The sequence below is a fragment of the Achromobacter sp. Root565 genome, assembly GCF_001427425.1.
GTDB lineage: Bacteria > Pseudomonadota > Gammaproteobacteria > Burkholderiales > Burkholderiaceae_B > Achromobacter > Achromobacter spanius_D.
The window spans coordinates 99,330-124,920 of the sequence record NZ_LMGO01000001.1; the positions used below are offsets into that span (position 1 = coordinate 99,330).

The window sequence follows — 25,591 nt, forward strand, 5'->3', positions numbered from 1 at the left end:
TTATCGCTCGTGATCAGAATCCTTGCATGACTCAATTGGCGACGTGAAGCGCGCGAAATACTGGTGCCTTGTGTGGGCGCTAAACCGCGCTTGTGCACTGATGCACACATCGACTCGACTGAATTTGCCCGTGATTTCCACGCCTCCGCGATTGACGAATGGCGTGCTGACCTCAATCCACGATTCCGGCGACGCGAACATCGTGGTCGAGAATCTGACTGACTCGCCGGGATGAATGGTTTCCCTCGTGAGGCGATGGTTGTCATTGAAGTAAACCACCACAGGCGCTGCGGCGTCCTGCGCATAGTGGAGTACAACAGTAGGCGTCAGCGAGCCCCAAAGGACGAGACTTGCACACAACCCTCCTAGCACGGCAAGCAGGATGCAAATTGACCTTTCGAGACTCCGCATATTTCGCCTAACGCTTGCGTTCACAGTCGTGCAATTCTTTTGAACTTCCCCGGCTGTTTCCCCAAGGCAACGGTACAGCTTCAACGGTTCCAAGCAGGATGTCCGGGGTCAGCGCATGAGGTTTGACGTCTGTATACAAGTCACACTCCAACTGAATTGAAATGTGATCCGGCCTATCATCTGCGCTGGCGGGCCAATTGCCATTTTCGGGATGATTCTGCATGGTCGGCATTCGGCGTCTGGCCAACGCCCCCAAAGTGTCATGCAATGCCTGAGCGATCCCTGCTCCGTTAATCAGTTCATCAGGGGTGAATCCGACCGCCACACCAACATAGCCGTAATGAATGTTCGACCAAATGTCGTAGAAATATTCATAGGCGCCAGATTTGTGCCAGCCTGAATTCCAAACATCTTTAAGCATTTTTTGCAGCACCGGCTTGTGATCCCACGGCTGCCCAGGTCCGACAATATCGGCCCAAAGTGCATATGCGCGGAGTTTTTCTTCGGCCAGCGCCTCCACGTAGGTAGGGCGCGAAGATAGTTTTCCGTACCAAGGAGATTCGCGCCACTGCTTGTGATATGCCCCAAGGTCGAAGTGATTCGAGTCATGAATTTGCCGCCCCCGAATCGAAAAAGGATTGGTCTTCATCTCTCGAACGATGTACTCGGCAGGGATCATTGCCGTGTCCGCGTGTTCACAACCAATCTGCCGCACGCTGTTGGACAGCAGCCAATCTGACCCTGCTCCGCCCTCAGAAAAGCCTTTTGAGAGAGCGCCCCCATTGCTGGAAACTCGAGCGGTGCCACTCGCATCCGGAATCACCAATGCAATATTCTGACTGGCGATCAACGTTGCCCCGCAGGCCGTCCTCATCCCCTCAATGGCGACGTATCCATCGTCGATAGCGAAGCTCCCAACCCCCTCTACGATGGGGAATACCCCCTTGCATTTAGGGCAGTCCACCATGTGGCCCAGGCCTGCTGCCGCTCGGCCGTCGATGTCGTAGGACGAAAACCCCTCCAACACCGTTCCGCCATGGGTCGTCTTGTCACCAACACGAATGATCGGGCGCGCTGTCATCATTGCTCCAGGCAATTACTGATGCGCGAAAGTCTGAGCGTGGCAGAAACCGACTTGAATCAAATAAACGTGAAAATCGTCTGACGCACTTTCACCCGGTGATGCAACGCACGACTTGAAGCCGTCCACCTTGAAACATGCATGCCAGCGGTTGCCTTCCAGGAAAAGCCCCGGACAAACAAAAAGCCCACCGCTTTCGCAAGTGAGCTTTTCGGATGTCGACCTCCAAGGAGATCAACCGCTTTCCATCAGGCCGCGAACGTCTTTCCCGTCCTGCCCCGAACGCCTCAAGGCGCCGGATTCGGATGACGCACGTGAATCTGGTTGATCGCGTCCAGCACCTCAGCCGGCAACGTCACATCAACACTGTCGATGTTTTCCTTCAACTGCTCCAATGACGTCGCGCCGATCAGGTTGCTGGTGACGAACGGGCGTTGATTCACCCACGCCAGCGCCAGGTGCGTCGGCGAAATCCCATGCGCGCGTGCCAATTCCACGTATTCGCGCGTGGCGGCTTCGGCCTGGGGGTTGCTGTAGCGGGTGAAGCGCGAGTACACCGTCAGGCGCGCGCCGGCCGGCTTGGCGCCATCCAGGTACTTGCCGCACAGCATGCCCATCGCCAACGGCGAATACGCCAGCAAGCCCACGCCTTCGTGGTGCGTGAATTCCGACAGGCCGATCTCGTACACGCGGTTCAGGAGGCTGTAGGCGTTCTGGATCGACGCGATGCGCGGCAGGTCGGCGTTCTGGGCATGGCGCAGGAACTGGCTGACGCCCCACGGGGTTTCGTTGGATACGCCCACGTGGCGCACCTTGCCGGCACGCACGAAGTCCTGCAGCACCGACAGCGTCTCTTCGATCGGCACGGTGTGCTCGTCTTCGACCCACGGGTAGTTGAGCTGGCCGAACGTCGCGGTGGTGCGGTCGGGCCAATGCAGCTGATACAGGTCCAGATAATCCGTCTGCAGGCGCTTCAAGCTGGCGTCCAGGGCTGCGGTCAGGTTCTTGCGGTCCAGGAAGGTCTTGCCGTCGCGGATGTGGCCGGGGCGCTTCGGATCGCGCACGGGGCCGGCCACCTTGCTGGCCAGCACGATGTCCTGACGGCGGCCGGTCTTGGCCAGCCACGTGCCGATGTACGTTTCGGTCAGCCCCTGGGTCTCGGGCTTGGGCGGCACAGGGTACATCTCGGCCACGTCGACCAGGTTGACGCCGCGCTCCAGCGCGTAGTCCAGTTGCTGATGCGCGTCGGCTTCGGTGTTCTGCTCGCCCCAGGTCATGGTGCCCAGCCCGATCAGGCTGACATCCAGGTCGGTACGGCCGAGTTTGCGGTATTTCAAGTTCTGCTCCGTGCGGGTCTTGGGGTTGGGATGCGACACCTTACTCCAAGATGTTGGCGTTTCGCTGACAGGATCGGCCTGGGGGCCGGCCGATCCTGCCGGCGCGCCCGCCCTTAGAACGTTCCCCGCAACGTCAGCATCGCATTGCGCGGCGTGCCGTAGACGTTGTTGCCGTTCAACGTGCCCACCTGCTGGTAGTAGACGCGGTCGGTCAGGTTGTTGACGTTCAGCGTCATGTTCCATTGCGGCGTGAGCTGGTAGCGCACCATGGCGTTCAGGATGGCGTAGCCGCCCTGGTTGAAATCGAACGGCGCGAAGGCGCCGCTCGCATCGCGCGCCGTGCCGGACACGTAGCTTGCGCTTTGGATGAGCATGCTGCCGCCCACCGTCCACTTGGTCCAGTCGCCCGGCAGACGATACGCGGTCGCCAGCTTGAACAGGTGCTTGGGGGTCACGCTGCTGTAGACGCTGTCGGTGCTCTTGTCCTTGGTGGTGTTGAACGTATAGCCCGCGGTCATCTGCCAGCCCGTGGCGAGCTCGCCGCTGAATTCGACATCGACACCCCGGCTCACCACCTTGCCCTGCGCGGTGTAGCAGCAGGCGCCGTCATAGGCGCTGCTGCTGCTGTCGTACGTGGGATCCAGGACCGCGGTGCCGGTGCGCTCGACATTGAACAAACTGAGCGTGGCATTGGCGGCGCCGTCGAACAGTTCGCCCTTGATGCCGGCCTCGAAGCTCTTGCCCTTGATGGGCGGCAGCGAACTGCCCGGCGGCGGGCCCTGCATGACCAGCGGCTGGGGCTTGTAGATGGCCGAATAGCTGCCGTAGACCGACCATTGGTTGTTCAGGTCGTAGATCAGGCCGCCGTATGGCGTGATCTCGGTGGATTCCTTGAACTGGGCGTCCTGGAACAGCTGCCAATCGGCCGCGCCGCGCTTGGTGCGGATGAGCTGCGAGAACTCGTAACGGCTGACGCGGGCGCCGGCCACGACGCTCAGGCGGTCGGTGGGATGCAGGCGCAGCAGGGCGTACCCGCCAACCTGTTCCTGGCCCCACGGGCCGTAATGCGCGCTGTAGTTGTAGTCAGCGTCCGTCCTGCTGGGATTCCATGCGCCGGGATTGAATGGATCGACGGGATCCTTGTAATTGATCGCGAGGTTGGAATTTACCCAGTCGCTGCGCACGCGCTGCCAGTCCGCGCCCACCACGAATTCGTGCGTCTGGCCCAGCAGATCGAAGGCGCCGCTGAGGTTGGCGTCCACCATGTCCTGCTTGTTCTCGGAGTTGGCGCGGCCGGCGCCCCACGTCAGTCCCTTGTAGGTGATGGGATCGACGGAACCGGAGGTGTAGTTCCAGATGCGATCGGTCTTCTGGTCGGTATGCGTCGCGTTGAGCTTGGCGATCCAGCCATTGCGGAACCGATGCTCCAACTGGCCGAACACTTCCCAGCGATCGGTGTCGTCGTACGCCCAGGGTTGCGATAGGTTCGCGCTGCGCGACAGGCCCAGATCGGCGCCGTTGCTGTAGCGCGGCAGTGTCGGCGGCGCGCCGTCATTGTTGATCTGGCTGTAGTTGCCGCCCACGGTCAGCAGCGTATCGGGACCGAGGTCGGCTTCCAGCACGCCGTACAACGCGGGCCGCTCGGTGCTGCGGTGATCGATGTAGGAGCCGCTCTTCTGATAACTGAACACCCCACGGGCGCGCACCTTGCCGTTTTCGGTAAGCCGGCCGCTGGCGTCGATCTCGCTGCGGTAATCGTCCCAACTGCCGGCGCCCAGCGTCACCTTGAGCTGATCCTGCGCCAGCGGCTTTTTGCGCACCAGATTGATGATGCCGCCGGGATCGCCCACGCCGCCCAGCAGGCCCGAGGCGCCGCGCATCACTTCCACGCGGTCATAGAAGGCCATCTGCTGCTGCGGATCGTAATTGTAGGAACCCAGCGCCAGCGGCGCGCCGCCGTCGAGCTGCATGCTGGTGATGGCGAAACCGCGCGAAAAGAAGTCCACGCCGTTGTACGTGATGCCGGGCACGGCGAGCAAGGCCTGGCGCACGTCGGTGATGTTCTGGTCTTCCATCTGCTGCCGGGTCACGACGGAGACGGATTGCGGAATCTCGCGAAAGCTCTGCTCGGTCTTGGACGCGATGCTGGTGATGCGCGTCGTGTAGGAACCAGTGTTCTCCGTCATGCTGCGCCGTTCCGCCATGCCGATGACGGTGACCGCGTCCAGCACGTCGGCGCCGCCTGCCGACAGCAGGTAGCGATCGCCCTCACGCCGATACTGCAAGCCGCTGCCCTTGAGCAGCGCAGCCAGCGCCTGATCGGCGGTGAAGCTGCCGCGCAGCGCCGGCGCGGCCTTGCCGGCCACGAGGTCCGGCGCGAACAGGATCTGCAGCCGCGTCTGCTCGGCCAACTGGAGCAGCGCTTCGGACAGGGGTTGCGGAGCGATGTCGACCTGGACCGCGGCGGGCTGGGCGTGAACCGGGGAAGCGCCCAGTCCGCCGGCCAAGGCCAGCGCGACCGACAGCGCCAGGCTGCCCACGGTCAATCTGGCCGGCAAGGGACGCCTGCGCGGCGCATGAAGGGTGATACGGGAATGTGGATTCAAGACAGGACTCGTTCGATGATTGCAGCGGGCGCTTTGCGCCCGATCCCTTGGCCAAGGATCGTGACGGGCCGGCCGGGTGCAAATCGGCGGCCTGCCATGTACTACGAATCAGCGAGCAAAAGTCCTGAATGATTTCCGCGGCACAATTGTTTCTGTTTGAAACAACGCAGCATCAGGCCGATTCCGGCTTGAGATCCAGCAGGATTCCGCCTGCCGGCAGGCGGTGCAGCACGACGGGCAGCACGCCCGGCAGACCCTCTACGATGCCTTCGGGATCATCAAGCCTGAACGAGGCGGTCAGGCGGAGCCTGCCGACGCGATCGTTGGCCAGCCGCAAGGGTTGCTGCAGATAGCGGTTGAGCTCTTCGACCACGGCCGCCAAGGGCGCATTGCGAAACACCAGCCGGCCGTTGACCCACGCCAGTTCGGCAGCGAGGTTGACGGCCTGCGGGCCGGGCTGGCGGCCGTCGCTGTCAACGAGCGTGCCCTGCCCCGCGCTCAACAGGTTGCGGCTGCGATGCCACCAGGGTCCGCTGCGGACCTGCACCGCGCCCTGTTGCACCGCCACGTGCACGTCCTGCGCGCCCCGCCGGACGTTGAATCGCGTGCCGGTGACCTGAACGGTTGCGGGACCGGCTTCTACGTAGAAGGGCCGAGCGGCATCGGGCCTGACGTCGAACAGCACCTCGCCGCGCGTGAGCGTCACGACCCGTCTGTCCTCGAAGAACGCCACGGCAGCCTGGGTGTCCGTATTGAGTTCAAGCACGCTTCCCTCGGCCAGGGACACGCTGCGCCGTTCGCCCTTGCGCGTGGACCATTGGGCGGCGTATTCCGGCCGGCCGGGCCCGCCGCCGAAAGTGAAAGCGGCGGCGCCCGCTGCGCCCGCGCAAAGCAGCACGGCGCCGGCGCGCATCGCCCTGCGACGCCCCAGATTCGGGCGTTCGGGCAGTTCTCCCCCGTATAGCCGGCGAACCGCGTCGTCCGGCATCGCCAGGACCGCGCGGCTCACCATCTGCTGCGCCTGAAACTCGGCCTCGTGTTCAGGCCGGGCGCGCCGCCACGCCAGCAACTCGGCATGCTCTGCAGCGCTCATGTCGCCAGCGTGCAAGCGCGCGGACCAGCGGATCGCCTCGGCGGCGACGGGGCTATCGCCAATCATGGGGATTCAAGGCGGCCCGCACATGCTGACATGCCTGCATCACGTAACGCTCGATGCTGTTGACGGATAGCGCCAGCGTCACGGCGATCTCGCGGTGCGTCCAGCCTTCGATCCGGTTCAGCACATAGGCGCGCCGGCAATTCAGCGGCAGTTGCACCAGTGCGGCCTCGACGGCGGCCATCAGTTGCCGCGCCCGAACGGTCGCCTCGGGGCTAGGCACGCAGGGCTGATCCTGCTCGGGCAGATCCTGCCACGCGATATGCGGATTGCGCGTATCCCGCCGCCACGCGTCGATGCGCCGATGCGCCGCCACGCGGAACAGGAAGCGCCGGGCGTGTTCGACCGTCGTCACGTCGCTGCGCGACAACAATTGCTCGATGGCATCGTGCGCCGCGTCCTCCGCATCGCTGCGATTGCCGAAGCGATGCGCGAACGCCTGCATGAACTCGCCATACAACGCGAGCCAGCCGGAAAGCTGGGAGTGAGCCTGAGACATGTCGGATGCGGGATCGAAAGCAATCGGCAATTATTGCAAATCATTATCATTTCTTCAAACCTGATACGTGCGCAATACTTGGCAAGCGCGCCGCACATCCTTTGGCTGACTCTTGTCGCCGCGGGGCAATCGGCATACTCTGGACCGCCCCATCCGCGCCAGGAAAAACCATGCTCAGGGAACTCGACGAGGTCATCCTCTTTTTCGTCGTGCTCATCATTTTCCTGGGCGTCATCGAGGTCGGCTACCGCCTTGGCCGCCGGCTGCGCAAGCCGGCCGACGAGGCCGCCAAGACGCACATCACCGCGCTGCAGACCGCCCTGCTCGGCCTGCTGGCCCTGCTGCTGGGGTTTACGTTCGCCATGTCGGTCACGCGATTCGAAACGCGCAAGAACCTGGTGCTGGAAGAGGCCAACGCGATCGGCAACGCCTACTGGCGGTCGCAGCTCATCCCCGCCGAGCACCGGCCGGTGGTGGCAAAGATGTTGCATGAATACACGTCGGCGTCGCTGGACTACCACTTGGCCGACCAGGATTCGCCGCGTTTCGCCACCGCGAACGCCACTGCGCGCCGCATCGAACGCCAGATCCGGGCGGCGGTGGCGGCGCGGGCCGAGAATCCGCCCTCCATCTCCACGATCATGTTCATCCAGGCCATCAACGAGATGGCGCAGATCAACGAAAAGCGCCGCGTCGCGCTGGAAAACCACGTGCCCGAGCCTGTGTACTACCTGCTGTTCATCGTGGCGGGCGGTTCGATGGGCTATATCGCGTACGGCACGGGCCTGTACGGACGGCGCCGGCCGATTTCCACGGGGATGTTTGCCGCGCTGATTGCCCTGGTGCTGACTTTCATTCTGGACATCGATCAGCCGGGCAGCGGCTTGATCCAGGTGGGCCAGGAAAGCATGGAGCGCATGCAGGCCACGCTTGCGCAGGAAATGCAGCAGTAGGAGTGCGGGCGTTCACGGCACGAGTTTCAGGCAAGCAGCTCCAGCACCTCGTCGCCCCGGTCGTCGAACTTGCCCGTGGACGTCCAGCCCAGGTGCCGGTAAAAGCCATACGAGCGGACGGCGGGGTCGCTCGCGCATCCCAGGAACAACCGCCCAAACCCCAGCGCCTTCAGATCGCGCACGACCAGATTCAAGAGCGTTTTGCCCGCGCCATGCCCCTCGAAGTCGGGCAGCAGCGCCAGCACCACGATTTCACCGGCCTCGGTGTCGCCAAAACAGTATCCGGCAACCTTGCCGTCGACGGTTGCCACATAACCGGGCAGCGATCCGTCCTGCACCGCCGCCGTCCATGATTCGAGCGTGACGCCGGCCTCGGCGAGGTCCGCCGCGGAAAATGCGTTCTCGCGAGTCTTGCCGCGGATGTCGATACAGGCCGCCACGTCCTCGCCGCGCGCGGGACGGTAGATGAATTCCATGTTTCCTCAGTCAAAAAAACGCCGCAGGAACGGGGCGGTGACGCCCGCATTGCCGCGGCTGACGGTCTCCGGCGTGCCGGCCGCGACGATCGCGCCGCCTTCTTCGCCAGCGCCCGGCCCCACGTCCAGCATCCAATCGCTGCCAGCGACCACGCGCAGGTCGTGTTCGACCACGACCACGGTATTGCCGGCATCGACCAGGCCATGCAGCTGCGTCATCAGCTTGTCCACATCCGCCGCATGCAGGCCGGTGGTGGGTTCGTCCAGCACGTACAGCGTGTTGCCGCGCTGGCTGCGCTGCAGTTCGGTGGCCAGCTTGATGCGCTGCGCTTCGCCGCCGGACAGTTCCGTGGCGGGCTGGCCCAGGCGCAGATAGCCCAGGCCGATCTCTGCCAGCAGCGTCAAGGGGCGAGCCACCACGGCTTCGTCGTTGAAGAAATCGCGTGCCTCGTCGACGGTCATGTCCAGCACCTGGGCGATGTTGCGGCCATTCCACTCGACTTCGAGCGTCTTGGCGTTGTAGCGGCTGCCGTGACACGTGGGGCAAGGCGCGTACACACTGGGCATGAACAGCAGTTCGACGTGGACGAAGCCTTCGCCCTCGCAGGTCTCGCAGCGGCCCTGGGCGACGTTGAAGGAGAAGCGTCCGGCGCTGTAGCGCCGGGCGCGCGCGGCCTTGGTGCCGGCAAACAGCTTGCGCACGTGATCGAACAGGCCGGTGTAGGTGGCCAGATTGGAGCGCGGCGTGCGGCCGATTGGCTTCTGGTCCACGTTGACCAGCCGCTTGATGGCCTGCCCGCCCGCGTGCAGCCGGCCCGTGGTGCGCGGCAGGTTGCCGGGCTGCGGCAGGTCGCTGTCGCGTTCGTCGGCCGGCAGTTCCTGGCCCAGGTGTTCGCCCACCAGTTCGACCAGCGCCTGGCTGACCAGACTGGATTTGCCCGATCCGGAAACGCCCGTCACCGCTGTGAACGCCCCCAGCGGAAAGCGCGCGTCCACGCCATGCAGGTTGTTGCGGTGAATGCCGCGCAGCTCGAGCCACCCGGCGGGTTCGCGCGGGGTGCGCCGGCTGGCGGGGCGCGTGTCGAAGAGGTATTGGGCGGTGATGGAATCCTTTACCTTGCGCAGGCCTTCGGGCGGGCCGCTGTACAGCACCTGGCCGCCGTGCTGGCCCGCGCCCGGTCCCACGTCGACCAGCCAGTCGGCGCGGCGCAGCGTGTCCAGGTCGTGCTCCACGACAAAGAGTGTGTTGCCGCCGGCCTTCAACTGGTCCAGCGCGCGGTGCAGCGCCTGGCCGTCCGCGGGGTGCAGGCCGGCCGACGGTTCGTCCAGCACGTACACCACACCGAACAGGTTGGAGCGGATCTGCGTGGCCAGCCGCAAGCGCTGCAACTCGCCCGGCGACAGCGTGGGCGTGGACCGGTCCATCGCCAGATAGCCCAGACCCAGCGCCTGCAGCGTGCCGATGCGTTCGACCAGATCGTGCGCGATGCGCTGCGCTGCGATGCGTTTCTCGGGCGACAGATCCGGCGTGCGCCGCACGTCGCTGCTGCCTGCGTGCGACAGCCCGCCCGCAGCCACGCGTTTGGCGTTGGCGCGCACGCCCGCGGCCTTGCTGCGCGTCGACCCAGCCTGTGCCGCGTGCTCGTCGAACCGGCCTTCGGCGGCGGGCGTCAGCACCTCTGCGATACGGGCAAGCGGCAGTTGCGACAGGCTGCCGATGTCCAGGCCCGCGAACGTCACGGACAGCGCCTCGCGCTTCAGGCGCCGGCCGCCGCATTCCGGGCAGGGCGCGCCGGTCATGAAGCGCGCCACGCGCTTTTTCATCATGGCGCTCTGCGTGGTGGCGAATGTGTGCATGACGTACCGGCGCGCGCCGGTGTAGGTGCCCATGTAGCTGGGCTCGGCCTTGCGGCGCAGCGCCGCGCGCGTCTCGGCCGGCGTGAAACCGGCATAGACCGGCGCGGTGGGCTGCTCGTCCGTGTAGAGGATCCAGTCGCGATCCTTCTTGGGCAGGTCGCGCCACGGCTTGTCCACGTCGTAGCCCAGCGTCACCAGGATGTCGCGCAGATTCTGGCCATGCCAGGCGGGCGGCCACGACGCAATCGCGCGCTCGCGGATGGACAGCGACGGGTCCGGCACCATGGATGCCTCGGTGACGTCGTACACGTAGCCCAGGCCGTGGCAATGCGGGCAGGCGCCCTGCGGCGTGTTGGGCGAGAAGTCTTCGGCGTACAGCATGGGCTGGCGCGCCGGATAGGTGCCGGCACGCGAATACAGCATGCGCAGCATGCTCGACAGCGTGGTGACACTGCCGACCGTGGATCGCACGTTCGGCGTGCCGCGCTGCTGCTGCAATGCCACGGCGGGCGGCAGGCCGTCGATGGCGTCGACGTCGGGCACGCCCACCTGGTCGATCAGGCGGCGGGCGTATGGCGACAGCGATTCCAGATAGCGGCGCTGCGCTTCGGCGTACAGCGTGCCGAACGCCAGCGACGATTTGCCCGATCCGGACACGCCGGCGAACACCACCAGCGCGTCGCGCGGGATGCTGACGTCCACGTTCTTCAGATTGTGTTCCCGCGCGCCTCGCACGCGGATGCAGGCATCGGGGCCCGGCTTCGAAGGATTCTTGCGCTGGCTCATGGCTGAAATAGTAATGGACTGGATGGCGGATGCCCCGTGCGGGCCTGCCCAACCGTCGACGAGGCGCCTCATCCCATCGAATGAGGCTGCTTGCACCAATGCCTGCATACCGCTCAATCGCCTGCCAGCTGCGCGCGGCCCCCAGGCCGCGCAATGCCGTTGACGGCGCCACGGCGCTGCTTTAATTTCGCATCACGCGAAATGGCAGGGGCGGCGCAATGCGCCGCCTTTGTCGTGCTGCCGGCTCCATCGGCGCGACCGCGCTGCTTCCGACTGCCGGGCAGGCTGCATCCCTTGCGGCAGGACTTGATGACCACATTGCTGAGGGCAAGACATGGTGATCTCGATTTCCGTCCTGGTCGTGGGCGCGGGCCCGGCCGGCCTGTTGACCGCGTCCGAATTGCAGCGCCGCGGCGTCGACTGCCTGCTGATCGACGCGCACGAACGTCCGCTGGATTGGGACCGCGCGACCGTCGTGCATCCGCGTTCCCTTGAAATCCTGGATGCGCTGGGCATCATTGAACCCCTGCTGGCCGCGGGCGTGAAGCAGCGGCGCGCCCGCATTCACGCGGGCGGCAGCGAACTGGGCATCATCGACCTGGAGCTTGCCGGCAGCCGCTATCCCTTCAACATCGGGATCTCGGAAGAAGTCACCGAGACGGTGCTGGCCGACCATCTGGGGCGGCTGGGCGGCAAGGTCACCCGCGCCACGAAGCTGGTGGGATTGCAGGAACAGGACGACGGCGTGCTGGCCACCGTGGAGCGCGGCGGCAAGCTGTCGCAGGTGCTGGCGCAATGGGTCGTGGGATGCGACGGGCACCACAGCACCGTGCGGATGCTGACGGGCATCGAGCAGGACGGCCACGACATCAACCAGCCGTGGGCCGTGTTCGACGCGACCATCCCCGACTGGCCGGAGGCCTTCGAGGCAAATTACGCCTATCTGGACAAGATTCCGGTGATTCTGACCGCGCTGCCTGGCGAGCGCTGGCGCGTCTACCTGCGCCCCAGTTCCGCGGAGTCGGACCTGGTCGAGGACGCGCTGTCCACGCTGCGGCGCTACCTGCCGGACGCCAGCTTTTACAACGTCTCGCACCCGGCGCGATTCGAATGCCACACCAAGGTCGCGCGCACGTTCCGGTCCGGCCGCGTGCTGCTGGCGGGCGACGCCGCGCACACGTGCAGCCCGGCGCAGGGGCATGGCATGAACACCGGCCTGCAGGATGCCTACAACCTGGGATGGAAGCTGGCGCTGGTCTGCCAGGGGCATTGCTCGCCCGCGCTGCTGGACAGCTATCACGCCGAACGGCGGCCGGTGGCCGACATGGTGATGGCTTCGGGCGATGTGGCTGAAAGCGCGCAGATGGCGCAGGGCGCGCAAGAGCGGCGCACGCGCGATCTGGCGATCCGCGCGGCTTTCGGCAACGCCGAGGCGCGGCACCGCGAGGCAGTGTCGGAAGCCGAGCTCGACATCGACTACGCCGGGTCGCCCATCGTGATGGGAGACCGGCACGCCGCCATCTGGCCCGGCCAGCGGCTGCCGGACCATATCGACGTGCGGTTTTCCACCGGCGGCCGGGGCAAGCTGCATGACTACGCCAAGCGGCGCGGGCACACCGTCCTGCTGATCGGCGGTCCCGGCACGCCGCAGCAGCCGCTGTCGGACCTGCGTCGCGAACTGGCGGCCCTGTCTGACGGGTACATCATCGAGGTCGTCGTGGCGCTGACCGCCAGAGATGGGGTGACCGACGTGGACGCCTACCTGGAGCCCGCCGCGGCGGCCAGGCTGGGCGTGGGCGACATGGTGCTGCTGGTGGTGCGGGCAGACGGCCACGTGGGCCTGCGCGCCGAAGCGCGGCACGCCGAAACGCTGTCGGCTTACATCGAACGGCTGCGCCAGCCCGGGCAAGATGCCGCGACCTAGGGAAATCCCTAAAAGGATTCATGTCGATTCGGGTGCCGGCGGTTCGTCGTAGTCATGCACCCACCCTCATTCAAGGCGGACTACACCATGACTACCGGAACCGTACGACACCTGCGCGTCCTGCGCGCGCCCCCCGACCGCGTCTATCGCGCCTTTCTGGAACCCGATGCCGTCGCCAAGTGGCTGCCGCCGTATGGCTACACCTGCTCGGTCCAGGAACTGGACGCGCGCGTGGGCGGCAAGCACAGGATGGCGTTCCGCAACTTCGCTACCGGCCACCTGGAGCCGTTCGGCGGCGAATACCTGGAGCTGGTTGAAGGCGAGAAGATCCGCTACACGGACCGCTTCGACGATCCCGCCCTGCCGGGCGAGATGACGACGACCATCAGCTTGAGGCAGGTCTCGTGCGGTACGGAACTGACCATCGTGCAGGAGGGCATTCCCGAGGTCATTCCGACCGAGATGTGCTACCTGGGCTGGCAGGAATCGCTGCTGCAACTGGCCCGGCTGGTCGAAACCGATGCGCCGGATGGTCCGGTGCGCGACTGACGCCGCCGGCGTGGACCGAATCGTCGCCGATACGTTTCTTCATGTTTTGACACCATCAGGTCGCGCGCAACGGCGCGACTTGCTACAGAATGTGGCGCGCTCATGCAGCGCTGCGCGGGCCGTTACAAAGGGGCCCGCGCGCATCCCACAAGAAGGAAGAACCGTGTCAAAAGTGTTTGCCCTGCTGCTCTGCGCCGCCCTGCCCGCCACGGCATTGGCCGCCCCCAATACCGAGCCCCTGAAGCTGAACGCGGACAACAAGCTGTATTGCAACGCCCAGACCGACTGGTGCGTGGGCATCAAGACGGACGGCGCATTCGGCGAAAACGGTCCCTTCGCGACCAGCCGGACCCTGCGCGCCGACTACCGGTTCTGGGACTCGCCCGATGTGCCGGACTTCAAGCATTTCACGGTGTGGCCGGAACTGATCCGCCTGAGCGAGGAGCGGGCGCTGGTGGGCGTGGTCGGCCCGGCGGAACCGGACTTCAAGGCGTCGACGCCGTTCTCCGGCGGCGGATTCGAGCGCCGGGATCTGTATCTGTATGACGTCAACCTGGGCGAGCAGACCGGCGCCAACCTCGTGCTCGTCATGCCGTACACGGCCGACGCATCCATCCGGGCGTGCTTCAACGAGGCGGATCAGGAGAAGCGTGCCGGGCAGTGCAGCGATGTCTATCAATTCACGGCATCGTTGAAGGCCCTGCCGGGCAAGGAATTGCCGGATCTGCAGGTGCAGACGCAGGCGACCCGTTCGCCCGCGGGGGCTAGCCGTTTCGCGGATTCCAGCGCGCGGCCCGCGCTGACCAAGGCGCAGCTTGCGCCGCAGGCGGACAAGCAGTGCAGCTACACCGTCACCTACACATGGAAAGCCAGCGACGCGTCGTACCAGCCGGCCACGCCGCTGCCCGACTGCGCGGAATTCTTGTCAGCGGATCCGGCGGCGAAGAAATAAGCGGTGCGCTGTTGAACGGTGTCTCTGTTGAACGGTGTCTGACACCCAAGGGAGAGGATCTTCAACGCGTTGCTGCGTCTCCGTGGGTGTCAGACACCTCGCAAGGCGGTGCTATCGGCCGGTGTCTGACACCGGCGCTTCCCGTTACTCCGCGTACCCAGGATTGCGCCGATCCAGTCGGCGCAGCAGGCCCGGCCAGGCGAGCTGGGCCTTGTGCGCCCGGTCAGCCGGTGATTCCACCGCGGCGCGAGCCAGGATGTCTGCGGGGATGTGGGTCAGTTCGCCGCCCGCCTGCGCGCGCACCTGCACCATGCAGGCGGCTTCAAGACGATGCATGGCCTGGAAGGCTTCGGCCATGCTTTGGCCCACGGTCAGCAGGCCGTGGTTGCGCAGGATGAGATAGTTGTTGGCGCCCAGGTCGCGCACCAGGCGCGGCTGCTCGTCGGGATTGAGGGCCAGGCCTTCGTAGTCGTGGTAGCTGAGCGAGCGCAGCACGATGAACGCGAACTGCGACAGCGGCAAGAGACCGGCCTTCTGCGCCGACACCGCCACTCCGTTGATCGAATGCGTGTGCAGCACGCACATCGCATCCTTGCGGGCCGCATGGATACAGCTATGGATGGTGAAACCGGCGGGATTGATGTCGTATTCCGAGTCCATCACCTTGTTGCCGTGCAGGTCGATCTTGACCAGGCTGGACGCGGTGATCTCGTCGAACATCATCCCGTAAGGGTTGATGAGGAAATGCTCCGTGTCGGGCACCTTGGCGGTGATGTGCGTGAAGATCAGGTCGTCCCACCCAAAAAGCGCCACCAGCCGGTACAACGCCGCCAGGTCCTTGCGCACCTGCCATTCCGTTTCGCCGACCTGTTCGCGCACGCTGGCGCCCTGCTTGCCTGCCGTATCCATCCTGTCTCCGTATTGTTGGTGTCGGCCCCGAGCCGTTGCGCCGGGATCCGTCATGCACTGTATTCCTTTTCGCACCCGGCGCGCACGGCGGCGCCGGGCCGGCGTCCGTCTGGTGAAACAGCCCGAGACCCATTAACCTGTGAGCCACGTCCGAGGAGACTCCGAGAATGCTGCCTGCACTTTACGGTCATCCCTTTTCGTCGTACACGCAAAAGGCGCTGGTCGCGCTGTACGAAAACGCCACGCCATTCGAGTTCCGCAGCGTCGGGCCCGAGACGCCCCAGCATGCCGCCGACTGGATCGAGCGCTGGCCGCTGCGCAAGTTTCCGCTGCTGGTGGACGGCGAACGCAACGTCGCCGAGTCCAGCATCATCATCGAATACCTGCAACTGGCCCATCCCGGGCCGGTCCGCCTGATTCCCGCCGACTCGATGGCCGCGCTGGACGTGCGCTTTCTGGACCGTTATTTCGACCTGCATGTCATGTACTGGATGCAGCATGCGGTGAACGGCGCGCTGACCGGGGACCCGGCCAAGCGCGACGCGGCGCGGGCGCTGGCCGCGCAGAAGCTGGAACTGGCCTACGCCTGGATCGACGCGCAGCTTGCCACCCGGACATGGGCGGCGGGCAGCGACTTCACCCTGGCCGACTGCGCCGCCGCGCCCGCGCTGTTCTACGCCGATTGGACCCATCCGATCGGCGACGGCCATCCGCATCTGCGGGCCTACCGCGCGCGGCTGCTGGCGCGGCCGTCGTTCGCGCGGGCGGTCGACGAAGCCCGGCCCTACCGGACGCTCTTTCCGCTGGGCGCACCCGACCGCGACTGACAGAGCCGCCCATATCGGCACCCGCCGACATCGAGACCCGCGACCATCGCACGGCAACGTGCGAGAATCCCCGCCATTCCCTCCCGGATGAGGACGCCCACCGTGCAGCAGACCTTGCCCCGCCACCTGCCTACCTTCCTGCGCTCGCATCTGGAGTCCCTGTCCGGCGTCGGCCTCATGCTCGGCACGCTGTTCTTTGCCGCGGCGCTGACGCCGACCCTCATCCCCCGCACCCACGTCACGCAGGGCGTGCTTGCCGGCACCTGCCTTGCCGCGGGATATGGGCTGGGCGTGCTGTGGCATTGGCTGTGGGCCTACATGGAACTGCCCGAGCCGCGCGGCCGCGCCGCGCGCATCATCAATGCCGTCATCGGCCTGCTGTGCGTGTCGGTGGCGATCGTGTTCCTGGGCCGCGCGGCCGAATGGCAGAACACCATCCGTGCGCTGATGCAGATGGAGCCCGTGACCAGCGCGCACCCCATCAAGGTCAGCCTGATCGCCCTCGCGACCTTTGCCGTGCTGCTGGCGCTGGCGCGGCTGTTCAAGCTGATCGCCCGTTATCTGTCCAGGCAGGTGCGGCGCGTGGTGCCGAGGCGGGTCGCCAACGTCACAGGCGCGGCCATCGCCATCCTGATCTTCTGGCTGCTGGCGACCGACGTGTTCTTTCGCGGCGCGCTGCACGTGCTGGATGCGTCGTTCCGCGAATTCGACGCGCTGCTGGAACCCGAACGCCCGCAGCCCACCGCCGACCTGAAGACGGGTGGACCCGCGTCGCTGATCCGCTGGAACGAACTGGGTCGCGCGGGCCGCGAATACATCGCGTCGGGCCCCACGGCCAGCGAGATCACCACGCAGTCCGGACGCGAGGCGCTGGAACCCATCCGCGTCTACGTCGGCCTGCGCGGCGCGGCCACCCCGCAGGCGCGCGCGCAGCTTGCACTGGACGAGATGAAGCGCGTGGGCGCCTTCGACCGCTCGGTGCTGGTCGTGATCACGCCGACCGGCACGGGATGGGTCGATCCCGCCGCCGCGGACTCGCTGGAATACCTGCTCAACGGCGACGTGGCCAGCGTGGCGATGCAGTATTCGTACCTGTCCAGTCCGCTGTCGCTGCTGGCGCAGCCCGAATACGGCGCCGAGGCGGCGCGCGCGCTGTTCCAGGCGGTGTATGGCCACTGGACCACGCTGCCCAAGGACAAGCGGCCTCGCCTGTACTTGCACGGCCTGAGCCTGGGCGCCATGAACTCCGCCGGATCGGCCGAACTGTTCGAGATGATCGGCGACCCCATCCAGGGCGCGCTATGGAGCGGCCCCCCGTTCGAGAGCCGGGTTTGGCGCAAGATCACGGACGCCCGCAATCCCGGCTCGCCCGCGTGGCTGCCCGAGCTGCGCGACGGCGCCTTCGTGCGCTTCATGAACCAGAACGGATCGCCCGTGCCGGCCGACGCGCCGTGGGGGCCGATGCGCGTCGTCTACCTGCAGTACGCCAGCGACCCGGTCACCTTCTTCGACTATCGCGACCTGTACCGTCCGCCCGCGTGGATGAGCGCCCCGATGGGTCCGGACGTATCGCCCGAGCTGCGCTGGTATCCCGTGGTGACGATGTTGCAGCTGGCGCTGGACATGGCGGTGGGCACGGCCACGCCCATGGGCTATGGGCACGTCTATGCGCCGCAGCACTATGTCGATGCGTGGGTCGCGGTGACCGGCGTGTCGGACTGGACGCCCGATGGTCTTGAGGGCCTGAAGCGCTATCTGCTGGAACGCGCCCAGGCCGCGATGGAAGACGAGGACGGCGACGAAGGCGCCTACGAAGGACGCGGAGGATAAGCGCGGCAGGCGCAGCTCATGAATCACCCATTGCAGGATCGATTGACGTCGTTCTTTTATTCGCGCAATGACGTCATGCGCAGCCGCAGCGTCAGCAGCCGGCTGCTCGCGGGCCACCTGGACGTGCCTGCGCCGCCGGCGCGTCTGCTTGCCGATTGGGATCGCGAGATCCGCACACGGCTGCAACTGGAACCTGGCGACGTCGAGCAGATGCCCCTGTCCCGCACCCGCGCTCGTTGGCCGGAATTCGGCCTGTGCGTGCAAGCGATGCGCGACTGGACGCGCGCGCTGGGATTGGGCGAGGTGCTGGCCGACAGCGACATGGCGCTGATGGCCTGCCGCGGCGCACGGTATCACCACGACGGCAGTCAATACGGCGGGGCGGCGTTCTGCAATCTGTTCCTTAGCGACGACAAGGGTCTGGACGTGCATTTTCCCGGAACGGGGCATCGCATTGCGCTCACGCGCGGGGTGGCCATCGTCTTCGACACCTGCCAGCCGCACGCCGTGATTCCCCGCCAAGCAAGCGGCTACGACGACGCGGACTTCGCCGATGCACAGGATCTGTCGCAACTCTTTCTGACCTGGGAGCTGCCGATCGAGGACCCGGCGGTCGCGCAGGCGCTTGGCATTGAACTCGACATCGACCCGTCGGCGGCCTCGCGATTGGACGAGGAACAGGTCTGGGCAGAAGGCGCGCGCGTCGGCGTGGACCCCGGCGTTGGACGGTGGCGGCCAGCGGATTGAACGCCTGATGCGTCGGGTATATTGACCGGCCAACGTCTCAGGGTCCACTACGCAGATGCCTTTTCCCTTTGCACGCCCGCTTTCGTTTCCGTTAGGCGCCTTGGCGCTGGCCATGCTGCTGCAGGCGCCGGTCCTGGCCGCCGAGCGCACCGTCTACACCGGCACGCTGCAAGGCGCGGGCGACATCGTGATGGAGCTGGACAGCGCGACAACCGATGGCGCGCTGACCGGACGCTACTTCTACCCCAAGAACGGTGTCGACATTCCGCTCAAAGGCACCGCCAAATCGCTGGCCGAGCCGCTGACGTACCCGGCCGCGAAGGAGCCGGGCGCGCTGCCTGCCGCCACCTGGCAAGGCACGCGCGACGCGCAAGGCTATCGCGGCGTCTGGATCGACATGCGCACGGGCAAGCAGCGCAGCTTCACGCTGCAACGGGTCGCGCAGTACGACGCGAGCGCGCTGACGCCCGACGGCGGCATCGGCTTCGACGTGGACATCGATGCGACCCGCGTCCCCTACGACACCCTCAAGCTCGCGGGCCATGCCGAGCCCGTGGGCGACGACATCGGCAGCGCCACGGCGGCCTATCGCATGTGGCGCGATCCGCGCACGCAGTTCAGCTATCCGCGTCTGTCGCGGCATCCGGACAAGGCGGTGATGGCGCGCGTCAATCATCTGCTGGAACAGCGCCACTGGCGCATGAGCCACGCGGCGCTGGCCTGCAAGGCCTCGGCCTACACCAGCGACGGCCCGTCCGCAGGCACGCTGGGCAACTACGAGGAAGAAATCGTCAACGTGCCGTGGCTATCCAGCGCGATGATGACGGTGACCGAATCCGGCAGCCTGGATTGCGGCGGCGCCCATCCCAACAACCACTTCGATCCCTACACGCTGGACCTGCTGCGCGGCGAAACCCTGGATTGGAATCGCGTGTTCGATGCCTACGCGCCGAACTCCCGCGAACCGCGCCCCGCGCTGAAGGAGCTTGTCGGCCAGGTACAGAAGACCCTGGCGGCGCGCGACGAGGCGGGCCTGACGGAAGACCGGTCCAAGGAAGGCTGCTGGGATCTGTGGCCCGGCTACCTGGCGTTGGGCGCGGCCGCGCCCGGCGCGCTGAGCCTGTCGGTGTCGGGCGTGGGTCACGCGTCGGGCGTGTGTCTTGGGACGCTGGCGCAGGTGCCGTTTGGCGATCTGACGGCGTATCTGAAGCCTGGCGGTCAGGCTTACCTGGTGCAGGACTGACCACAAGCACCGCGCGTGCCGGCCGCCGGACCGGCACGCGTTGCGCGCCACGCAAGCGCGCTGCCCGGACACGCCTAGCGCCGGAAGCCGCCGCCGCCCCTGAACCCGCCAAACCCGCCAAAGCTGCGCCCCTCCATCCCGCGGCCTTGCCAGCCGCCCTCCCCGCGTCCCTGCCACCCGCCTTCCCCGCGTCCCTGCCAGCCGCCATCGCTGCGGCCTTGCCAGCCTTCGGCGGACGCGTTCGTGCGGTTCTGCCAGCCGCCGCCATACGAATCGTCCGTGTGCGGCGTCGAATAATCGCGCGCCTGGCGCTGCGCGTTCAGGTAGTTTGACTGCGTGTTCGGCTGAACCGGCTGCCAGCCCGACGACGTGTGCTGCTGCCAGCCGTTGTCGTTGTGTTCGTAGACATTGCCGTTGTGGTCCGCATACACGTTGCCGTTGTTCCACGCCGCGCCGCTGCCGGTGTTGCGGTCGTACGTGGCGCCCCGCCGGTCGACGCTGTCGGCGCCCTGTCCCGCCGTGCCCGTCGCGCCTGCGGCGGAATACGTGGTGCGGCCGGTGTTGGGGTTGGTGCGCACGTTCTGCCGGCCGGCGGCCCATTGGCCATCGTCGTTCTCGACCGCGCCCGCCCGCCCCGCGCCCGACGCGCCCGTGACCGGGTCGGTATAGGCGCCGCGGCGTCCGGCGGCGGCGTTGCCGGTGTATTCGTTGTACGCCGCGCCGCGCGTGCCTTCGAACGCGGCGCCGGTTTGCGGGTTGTAGCCTTCGGCGTGCGCGCCCTGCCATTCGGTGCCCGTCCAGCCGTTCCAGCCGGCCGCGTGCGTGACCGTGCCGGAGCCGCCCCAAGCGCCGTAGACATCGACCTTGTTGACGTCCACGCCGCCCCAATGGGGCGCGCCATAGTACGGCCCCCAGTACGGCGCCGCGCCGCCCCAGGCCTCGGCGGCGGCAAACCCGAAGGCAAAGCCGGCGGCCGAATCGAAGGCGGCGTTGTAGCCATAACTGGGCGGATAGCCGACCCAGGTGTTCTGCACGATCGTGGGCGGATAGGAATAGCCCGTGCCGTAGACGACGGTGCCGTCGGGTGCGACCACGACGCCCATGTAGCCGGGTGAATAGCCGAACACCACGCTTTGCGGCGTGGCGCCGTAGACCTGCACATAGGTCACGTAATGCAGCGGGGAGCTGGCGGGGATGGTGTAGATGGCCGCCGGCACATGGTCGGCCACGCGCCACGGTCCGGTGGGCGAATCCGACACAAACCACACCGCGTTCGACAGCGCGAAATAGCGGCCGTCGGCCTGAATGACCGGCACCGGCGAGTTGGCCGCATAGTGCAGGGCAGTGCCGTCGATGGGCCGCAGCACGGGCGCCCCGCCGGCGTACTCGACCTGCAGCTTGGCCGCGCTGCGCGACACGGTGGCGGTCTGCGGAATGGTCGATGCAATGACGGCTTCGCGGGCCTGCGGCGTGCCGGGCACCGACACCAGCACTCCGCCCTGCGGATCCTGCGGCGGAATGCGCGCGAAGTCGCGCGGCAGGTCCTTGCCCGGCACATACGTCCACGGCCCTTCCAGCCGCGCGCCGCGGAACCAGCGGCCGGACACCAGCAGGTAGTAGCGGTTGTCGCCCGGGTTCATGAACACGGCATGGTCGGCGTTGGTGACCGACAGCAGCGACGTGCCGGACACCGGCCGCAACTCGGCCTGGCCGATCGTGATCAGCAGCTCCGCCGGCACGGTCGACACCTCGATGTCGGGCGCGCGATGCGGCGCCTTGCCGTCATGCGGCATCAAGGGGTCCGCCGCCGGGCCGCGGCGCGCGGCGTCGGCCGCCGAGAGCAGCGCGGGCGACGGTTGCGCAACGGTGCGCCAAGGTCCGTTGATGTCGCCCGCTTCGTACCAATGTCCCGCGGCCTGCAGGTACAACCGCCCGGCGTTGTCCCCCAGGATCAGCGCGCGCGAGTTGACGACGCGGCGCCAGCCCTGCGTGTCGGGCAGCGGCGTCCACGCGGGCGCGCCATCCACCAGCACCAGGATTGCCGGCACCGTGCGGTAGATGATGCGCGGCGGCGTGTTGTTCACGGGCACGGTCTTGGCGGCCGGGTTGTTCTGCGACAGCGCATAGCTCAGCTGCAGCGCGTCCAGCGGCGTGACCACGCCATTGGCGGGGATGCGGGCTTCGAGCGCGCTGCGCAGGCGCGCGGCCTCTTGCGGCGCGGTGGGCACCTGCACGCGTTCGACGCGGATATCGGACAGGCGCACCAGTCCGGCGGATTTGTTCACATCGGCGCGCGCGGAGAATTCGGCCACGCCATAGGTCGGGTTGCCCTTGGCCGGTCCCACCGCCACCGCCATGCGGCCAGTCAGACGGTCGGCGGTCCAGGTGTCGATCTGCGGCTGGTAAAGCTCCACGCGCTGGCCGTCGGGCGCGGAGAAGCTGCGCGGCCACTGCAGCGCGCGCGCGGCGGACGTGTCGGGCTGGCCGGCGCCGGACTGCGCGCTGGCGGACTGCGGCGCGGCGGCGGACTGGTTTGGCACCTGCGGCTGCGCCGCGGCGCCGAACGCCAGCGACGTTCCCGCCGCCACGCCCAGGACGATGCGCGAGAGGCGCAAGCGGCGGCCGGTGTTGCCGGAGGTGGCAGGCAAGCGGGAAAACCAGTCATGCAAATGCAGCAATCGGGACACGCAATTCATCTCACGCTCCTTGAGGTTCGGACCGCCTGCCTGGCCGGCTTGGGCGCACCGCCGCCCAATGGATAGCGGACGGCGCCGCTTCGGGTTATACGCCAGCGCGCCCTCGGGTTCAATTGCCGGAAGACCGGAGCTGACCGCCCCCTGAATAAGCAACAGATGGTTAATGCCGTTAAAAAGCTATTGATCGCATCAGGCAGAACTTCTATAACTCGTTCCTACCAGGGCTTGCTGCTTTTGCCCGATTGCCTTTCCGCTGCAATCCAACTAGAGCGGCGTAACGCCCGCCACCCCGCGCAAGCCTCGCGCGAATCGCCAGCCTTTTCCTGCCCCTCTCCCGTGGCGCGCTGGCGGCTCTCTAAGCCTCTCCTACGGCAAGGACACCACGTCCAGACCGCCGTCTGAAGGAGCAGCTCATGGCCCTTACCCTGTCCCATCCCGGGGTTTATATCCAGGAAATCCCCAGCGGCGTTCGCACGATCGCGGGGGTTGCGACCTCGGTTGCCGCCTTTCTTGGCGCGGCCCCGCGCGGTCCCGTCAACAAGGCGGTCCGGATATTCAGTTTCTCCGACTATGAACGCGCCTTTGGCGGGCTGGCCGACGATTCCGAGCTGGGCTATGCCGTGCGCCAGTTCTTCGTGAACGGCGGCACGGACGCCTGGGTCGTGCGCGTGGTCAAGGAAGCGTCACCCGCGCAGCGCACTTTGCGCAGCGCAACAGCGGTGGACGTGCTGACGGTGCGCGCGCTGGATCCGGGTGTGTCCGGCAACAGCATCCAGGTCCGCGTGGACCACGCCACCGCCGTGCCCTCCAGCACCTTCAATATTCAGTTCATCCGCGGCAGCGACGGGCGGGCGGAAAGCTACGCCAACGTTTCGTTGAACGCCAAGGATCCGCGGTATCTGCTGGATCTGGTGCAGGGCGTGTCGCAGCTCGTTCGCCTGGAGCGGATGCTGTCGCAGGGCGCGCTGGATGCGCTGCCGGCGGGCACCAGCGTCAGCGGCACGCTGGGCGACGTGCAGACGCTGCTGGATGCGACGCACACCGATTTCCGCGTGGCCGTGAACGGGCTGGAACCCGTGGGCGTCAGCATCGCGCTGCCCGGCGACATTGCCGGCGGCACCGCAACGCAGCGCCTGACCGCGCTGGCCGCGGCCATCCAGGCCAAGGTGCGGGCGCAGGCGCAGGGCCGGCCGGCGCTGGCCAACTTTACCGCCGCGCGCAACGGCAACACGCTGGTGATGACATCCGGCGCGGGCGGTGAAAACGCCAGCGTCCGCGTGCTGCCCGGCGCACGCAACAACGCCGCGGGCGTGCTGATGCTCGGGTCGCTGGCGGGCGGCATCGAAACCGACGGCGCGGCCATCATCCGCCCCGCGCCCACGCCCGACGCGGCCACGCTGACCAGCGACGCCTTTGGCGCGACCGACCTGGACGCACTGCCCGACGCCACGCACACCAGCCTGCGCATCACGCTGGACGGTCTGGGCCCGGAACTCGTGAGCCTGGGCGACGCGGGGGCTGCGGGCGGCTCGCTGGCGGCCAAGCTGGAAGACGTGGCGGCGCGCCTGCAGGCCGCCGTGCGCGCGCTGCGGCCGGGCACGCCCGCCTTCCGGGACTTCACGGCGCGTGTGCAGGGCAGCACGCTGGTGCTGGCAAGCGGCTCGCGCGGCCTGGGCTCGACCATCGCGGTGGCCGCTGCGCCGGCCAACGATCTCGCCGCTTCGCTGCACCTGGTGACGGGAGCCGTCGCCTCGCCGCCGCCGGTCGATGCGCTGCTCGAAGGCGGCACCGAAACGCCTTACGGACCGGACGACGTCTATGCCGCGTTCATCGGCAGCCGCGCGCTGCGGCAAGGTCTGTATGCGCTGGAAGACGCCGACATCTTCAACCTGCTCTGCCTGCCGGCCATCACGCACAGCGGCGTGCTGGCAGATGCCGCGTCGTACTGCGAAGAGCGGCGCGCCTTCATGATCGTGGACGCCCCGCCCTCCGCAACCGATCCGGCGGCGATGGTGGCGGTGGCCAACGGCACGGCGCTGCCCAAGTCGGATCACGCCGCCGTCTACTACCCGTGGACTTATGTGTCCGATCCGCTCAAGAACGGCAAGCCGCGTCTTGCGCCGCCGTGCGGCACCGTCGCCGGGGTGTATGCGCGCACCGACGGCAACCGGGGCGTGTGGAAGGCGCCCGCGGGCACCGACGCCAACCTGACCGGCGTCATCTCGCTGGCCACGACGCTGACCGATGGCGAGAACGGCAGCCTGAATCCGCTGGGGGTCAATTGCCTGCGCACGTTCCCGGTGTATGGCGCCGTGTGCTGGGGCGCGCGCACGCTGCGCGGCGCGGATCAGCTCACCTCGGAATACAAGTACGTGCCCGTGCGGCGCCTGGCCCTCTACCTGGAAGAATCGCTGTATCGCGGCACGCAGTGGGTAGTGTTCGAGCCCAATGACGAGCCGCTATGGGCGCAGATCCGCCTGAACATCGGCGCGTTCATGAACACGCTGTTCCGGCAGGGCGCGTTCCAGGGCAGTTCGCCGCGCGAGGCCTATCTGGTCAAGTGCGACCGGGAAACCACCACGCAGGACGACATCAATCGCGGCGTGGTCAACATCCTGGTGGGGTTTGCGCCACTCAAACCCGCCGAGTTCGTCGTCATCAGCATCCAGCAACTGGCCGGCCAGATACAGGCCTGAGCCCGGCCCGCGCCGGCGCCGCATGCGGCCCGGCGCGTTTGCCGACCACGGTTACC

18 protein-coding genes are annotated in these 25,591 nt (G+C 66.8%); 9 read left to right on the forward strand and 9 right to left on the reverse strand.

Translation table 11 applies throughout. The features are described 5' to 3' along the window. Positions 1–418: 418 nt before the first annotated feature. From ASD71_RS27380 to ASD71_RS00515, 5 genes are all read right to left on the reverse strand, one after another. Entirely contained in the window at positions 419–1,495 is a 1,077-nt protein-coding gene (locus tag ASD71_RS27380; RefSeq protein ID WP_082578733.1) for a PAAR domain-containing protein, read from the reverse strand. A gap of 284 nt (positions 1,496–1,779) precedes the next feature. Next, positions 1,780–2,829, reverse strand: a complete 1,050-nt coding sequence (locus tag ASD71_RS00500) for an NADP(H)-dependent aldo-keto reductase (protein WP_056566197.1) — start codon at positions 2,827–2,829, stop codon at positions 1,780–1,782. Positions 2,830–2,942: 113 nt separating this feature from the next. Beyond that, a complete protein-coding gene (locus ASD71_RS00505) occupies positions 2,943–5,387 on the reverse strand; it encodes a TonB-dependent receptor (protein ID WP_235511989.1) in 2,445 nt (814 codons plus the stop codon). A 220-nt stretch (positions 5,388–5,607) separates the two neighbouring features. Beyond that, positions 5,608–6,594 (reverse strand): FecR domain-containing protein, encoded by a 987-nt coding sequence (locus ASD71_RS00510; RefSeq protein ID WP_056558455.1) that lies wholly within the window; start codon positions 6,592–6,594, stop codon positions 5,608–5,610. Further along, positions 6,581–7,090, reverse strand: a complete 510-nt coding sequence (locus ASD71_RS00515) for an RNA polymerase sigma factor (RefSeq protein WP_056566203.1) — start codon at positions 7,088–7,090, stop codon at positions 6,581–6,583. Before ASD71_RS00515 ends, ASD71_RS00510 begins: the two co-directional genes overlap by 14 nt. Before the next feature lie 170 nt (positions 7,091–7,260). Between ASD71_RS00515 and ASD71_RS00520 the strand changes: the two genes are divergently transcribed. Further along, the gene (locus ASD71_RS00520; RefSeq protein WP_056558457.1) at positions 7,261–8,043 is read left to right on the forward strand and encodes a hypothetical protein; all 783 of its coding nucleotides are present in this window, start codon (positions 7,261–7,263) and stop codon (positions 8,041–8,043) included. A 26-nt stretch (positions 8,044–8,069) separates the two neighbouring features. On the opposite strand, the gene ASD71_RS00525 is transcribed toward ASD71_RS00520, so the two are convergent. Both ASD71_RS00525 and uvrA read right to left on the reverse strand, forming a co-directional pair. Next, positions 8,070–8,519 carry a GNAT family N-acetyltransferase gene (locus tag ASD71_RS00525; RefSeq protein WP_056558459.1) on the reverse strand — a complete coding sequence of 150 codons (450 nt, stop codon included), beginning with the start codon at positions 8,517–8,519 and terminating at the stop codon, positions 8,070–8,072. Between the two features lie 6 nt (positions 8,520–8,525). After that, positions 8,526–11,162 (reverse strand): excinuclease ABC subunit UvrA, encoded by a 2,637-nt coding sequence (uvrA, locus tag ASD71_RS00530; protein WP_056558462.1) that lies wholly within the window; start codon positions 11,160–11,162, stop codon positions 8,526–8,528. A gap of 334 nt (positions 11,163–11,496) precedes the next feature. Between uvrA and ASD71_RS00535 the strand changes: the two genes are divergently transcribed. The 3 genes from ASD71_RS00535 to ASD71_RS00545 all read left to right on the forward strand — a co-directional run bounded on the left by ASD71_RS00535 (position 11,497) and on the right by ASD71_RS00545 (position 14,587). Further along, positions 11,497–13,086, forward strand: coding sequence for an FAD-dependent monooxygenase (locus ASD71_RS00535; RefSeq protein ID WP_056558464.1), 1,590 nt, complete (start codon positions 11,497–11,499; stop codon positions 13,084–13,086). Between the two features lie 87 nt (positions 13,087–13,173). Beyond that, positions 13,174–13,635 carry an SRPBCC family protein gene (locus ASD71_RS00540; protein ID WP_056558468.1) on the forward strand — a complete coding sequence of 154 codons (462 nt, stop codon included), beginning with the start codon at positions 13,174–13,176 and terminating at the stop codon, positions 13,633–13,635. Positions 13,636–13,798: 163 nt separating this feature from the next. Continuing rightward, positions 13,799–14,587, forward strand: coding sequence for a hypothetical protein (locus tag ASD71_RS00545; RefSeq protein ID WP_056558471.1), 789 nt, complete (start codon positions 13,799–13,801; stop codon positions 14,585–14,587). 144 nt (positions 14,588–14,731) lie between these two features. Here the strand turns inward: ASD71_RS00545 and ASD71_RS00550 are convergent, their stop codons facing one another. After that, positions 14,732–15,496 (reverse strand): class II aldolase/adducin family protein, encoded by a 765-nt coding sequence (locus ASD71_RS00550; RefSeq protein WP_056558474.1) that lies wholly within the window; start codon positions 15,494–15,496, stop codon positions 14,732–14,734. A gap of 167 nt (positions 15,497–15,663) precedes the next feature. Between ASD71_RS00550 and ASD71_RS00555 the strand changes: the two genes are divergently transcribed. The 4 genes from ASD71_RS00555 to ASD71_RS00570 all read left to right on the forward strand — a co-directional run bounded on the left by ASD71_RS00555 (position 15,664) and on the right by ASD71_RS00570 (position 20,143). Then, the gene (locus ASD71_RS00555; protein WP_056558477.1) at positions 15,664–16,323 is read left to right on the forward strand and encodes a glutathione S-transferase family protein; all 660 of its coding nucleotides are present in this window, start codon (positions 15,664–15,666) and stop codon (positions 16,321–16,323) included. 102 nt (positions 16,324–16,425) lie between these two features. Continuing rightward, positions 16,426–18,153 carry an alpha/beta-hydrolase family protein gene (locus ASD71_RS00560; protein WP_235511990.1) on the forward strand — a complete coding sequence of 576 codons (1,728 nt, stop codon included), beginning with the start codon at positions 16,426–16,428 and terminating at the stop codon, positions 18,151–18,153. An 18-nt stretch (positions 18,154–18,171) separates the two neighbouring features. Next, on the forward strand, positions 18,172–18,900 hold the full coding sequence (locus tag ASD71_RS00565) for a hypothetical protein (RefSeq protein WP_056558483.1): 729 nt from the start codon (positions 18,172–18,174) through the stop codon (positions 18,898–18,900). Between the two features lie 55 nt (positions 18,901–18,955). Beyond that, positions 18,956–20,143 (forward strand): hypothetical protein, encoded by a 1,188-nt coding sequence (locus ASD71_RS00570; protein ID WP_082578734.1) that lies wholly within the window; start codon positions 18,956–18,958, stop codon positions 20,141–20,143. 74 nt (positions 20,144–20,217) lie between these two features. Here ASD71_RS00570 and ASD71_RS00575 read toward each other — a convergent pair whose 3' ends face one another. Continuing rightward, the gene (locus tag ASD71_RS00575; RefSeq protein WP_235511991.1) at positions 20,218–22,791 is read right to left on the reverse strand and encodes a carbohydrate-binding family V/XII; all 2,574 of its coding nucleotides are present in this window, start codon (positions 22,789–22,791) and stop codon (positions 20,218–20,220) included. A 461-nt stretch (positions 22,792–23,252) separates the two neighbouring features. Between ASD71_RS00575 and ASD71_RS00580 the strand changes: the two genes are divergently transcribed. After that, the gene (locus tag ASD71_RS00580; RefSeq protein WP_056558484.1) at positions 23,253–25,535 is read left to right on the forward strand and encodes a phage tail sheath subtilisin-like domain-containing protein; all 2,283 of its coding nucleotides are present in this window, start codon (positions 23,253–23,255) and stop codon (positions 25,533–25,535) included. Positions 25,536–25,591 lie beyond the last annotated feature (56 nt).